The following is a 3,136-nucleotide window of genomic DNA, read 5'->3' as shown; positions in this document are numbered from 1 at the left end:
AAAAGCTTTGAAGATATTTAAAGCGAATAAGGGCGCATGGTGGATGCCTAGGCTCTAGGAGGCGAAGAAGGACGTGGTAAGCTGCGATAAGCTACGGGGAGATGCAAACGATCGTTACATCCGTAGATTTCCGAATGGGACAACCCAATACACTGAAGGTGTATTACCCGCAAGGGGGCCAACGCAGGGAACTGAAACATCTAAGTACCTGCAGGAAAAGAAAATAAATTAATGATTCCCTAAGTAGTGGCGAGCGAACGGGGACCAGCCCAAACCGCGATGGCGTGCTGTCGCGGGGTTATAGGACTACTTTTAGAAAGTCAGATCAAGTTGAATCATCTGGAAAGATGAACCATAGCAGGTGATAGTCCTGTAGGCATAAATTCTGATGGACGTGTAGTATCCTGAGTAGCGCGGGACCGGAGGAATCCTGTGTGAATTTGTCAGCACCATCTGATAAGGCTAAATACTCCCTAGAGACCGATAGTGAACCAGTACCGTAAGGGAAAGGTGAAAAGCACTTCGAACAGAAGAGTGAAATAGTACCTGAAACCGTGCGCCTACAAGCGGTCGGAGCATAGTAATATGTGACGGCGTGCCTTTTGCATAATGAGCCTACGAGTTACTCCTTACTGGCAAGGTTAAGTACTTAAGTTACGGAGCCGTAGCGAAAGCGAGTTCTAACAGAGCGTATAGTCAGTAGGGGTAGACGCGAAACTTTGTGATCTATCCATGGGCAGGTTGAAGGTTTGGTAACACAAACTGGAGGACCGAACTCATTAGCGTTGAAAAGCTATGGGATGACCTGTGGATAGGGGTGAAAGGCCAATCAAACTGAGAGATAGCTCGTTCTCCCCGAAATGTTTTTAGGAACAGCCTCGTATATAGAGTTATCATAGAGGTAGAGCTACTAATTGGGCTAGGGGGCTTCACCGCCTACCAAACCCTAATAAACTCCGAATGCTATGATATATCTGCGGGAGTGAGGCTGTGGGCGCTAAGGTCCATGGCCGAGAGGGAAATAACCCAGATTAACAGCTAAGGTCCCTAATCGTATGTTAAGTTGAACAAACGAAGTTTAAATCCTATAACAGCCAGGATGTTGGCTTGGAAGCAGCCATTCATTTAAAGAGTGCGTAACAGCTCACTGGTCGAGGGTTTAAGCACGGAAAATAATCGGGCATCAAACATACAACCGAAGCTTTAGGATTCTACTTAGGTAGATATCGGTAGGGGAGCATTCTAAACTGCATTGAAGGTGTATCGCGAGGTATGCTGGAGCGTTTAGAAAAGAAAATGTAGGCATAAGTAACGATAAAATAGGTGAAAAACCTATTCGCCGTAAGACTAAGGGTTCCTGATCAACGCTAATCGGATCAGGGTTAGTCGGGTCCTTAGGCAAAGCCGAAAGGCGTAGCTGATGGCAAACTGGTGAATATTCCAGTACCTGCTATAATTTCGATGGGGTAACGGAGTAGTGAAAGGACTGCGCACTTACGGAATAGTGCGTTAAAGGGTGTAGTTATACTTTGTGTAGGAAAATCCGCATGGGGTGATGAACCTGATAGTACAGCAAAGCTTCGGCCGCGCTGATAATGTCCCTAATCAGACTTCCAAGAAAAACCTCTAAGGTTCGGTTATAGCAGCCCGTACCGTAAACCGACACAGGTAGTCGAGGAGAGTATCCTCAGGCGCTCGAGTGATCCGTGGTAAAGGAACTAGGCAAATTGACGCTGTAACTTCGGGATAAGGCGTACTGCAGTGATGCAGTCTCAGTAAAATGGTCCAACCAACTGTTTAACAAAAACACAGGGCCCTGCAAAATCGAAAGATGACGTATAGAGCCTGATACCTGCCCGGTGCTGGAAGGTTAAGGAAGGATGTTCGGAGCAATCCAAAGCTTCTGACTGAAGCCCCAGTAAACGGCGGCCGTAACTATAACGGTCCTAAGGTAGCGAAATTCCTTGTCGGGTAAGTTCCGACCTGCACGAATGGTCTAATGAGTTGGACACTGTCTCTACCACGAGCTCGGTGAAATTGTAGTATCGGTGAAGATGCCGGTTAATCGCAACGGGACGGAAAGACCCCGTGAACCTTCACTACAACTTAACATTGATTTTGAACAACAGATGTGTAGGATAGTTGGGAGACTATGAAGCAGCTTCGCCAGGAGTTGTGGAGTCAACGTTGAAATACCAACCTTCTGTTGTTTAGAGTCTAACCTGGAAACAGGGACATTGTTTGGTGGGTAGTTTGACTGGGGTGGTCGCCTCCTAAAAAGTAACGGAGGCTCGCAAAGGTACCCTCAGTACGGTTGGTAATCGTACGCAGAGCGCATTAGTAAAAGGGTGCTTGACTGTGAGGCCGACAAGCCGAGCAGGAGCGAAAGCTGGCTAAAGTGATCCGGTGGTTCTGCATGGAAGGGCCATCGCTCAAAGGATAAAAGGTACTCCGGGGATAACAGGCTGATCTCCCCCAAGAGCTCATATCGACGGGGAGGTTTGGCACCTCGATGTCGGTTCGTCACATCCTGGGGCTGGAGAAGGTCCCAAGGGTTCGGCTGTTCGCCGATTAAAGTGGCACGTGAACTGGGTTCAGAACGTCGCAAGACAGTTCGGTCCCTATCTGTTGTGATCGTTAGTAAATTGCGAGGACATGACCTTAGTACGAGAGGACCGGGTCGTACGTACCGCTGGTGTATCAGTTGTGCCGCCAGGTGCAGTGCTGAGTAGCTATGTACGGAAAGGATAAACGCTGAAAGCATCTAAGCGTGAAACCTACCTCAAGATGAGTTTACTTTTAAGGGCCGTCGGAGACTACGACGTTGATAGGCTACAGGTGTAAGGGTGGTAACATCGAAGCCGAGTAGTACTAATTGCCCGTAAGCTTTAATTTTATTTTTTGTTTGAAACTATTACGACTTTCCCAATATGTAAGTTATTGCAAGTCTAGGGTCAGAAATGCGCTGAAATAGTGCTGACTCATAAAGACGAAGATCATTCTAACATAGTAAAGATCTTATGGTGGTTTTGCCGAGGGTGTTCACCTCTTCCCATTCCGAACAGAGAAGTTAAGCCCCTCATGGCCGATGGTACTGCACTATCATGCGGGAGAGTAGGTAGCTGCCATATTTATT

General features: G+C 47.4%; 2 rRNA genes. Both read left to right on the top strand.

Features of this window, described 5'->3' with window-relative positions:
- Positions 1-16: 16 nt before the first annotated feature.
- Positions 17-2,895: ribosomal RNA gene (locus C7475_RS32610) — 23S ribosomal RNA — on the top strand.
- Positions 2,896-3,019: 124 nt separating this feature from the next.
- A 5S ribosomal RNA gene (gene rrf, locus C7475_RS32605) occupies positions 3,020-3,131 on the top strand.
- Positions 3,132-3,136: the final 5 nt, after the last annotated feature.

The organism is Chitinophaga sp. S165 (assembly GCF_003182155.1).
Lineage (GTDB): Bacteria > Bacteroidota > Bacteroidia > Chitinophagales > Chitinophagaceae > Chitinophaga.
This window is presented reverse-complemented; position numbering and strand designations above follow the sequence as displayed.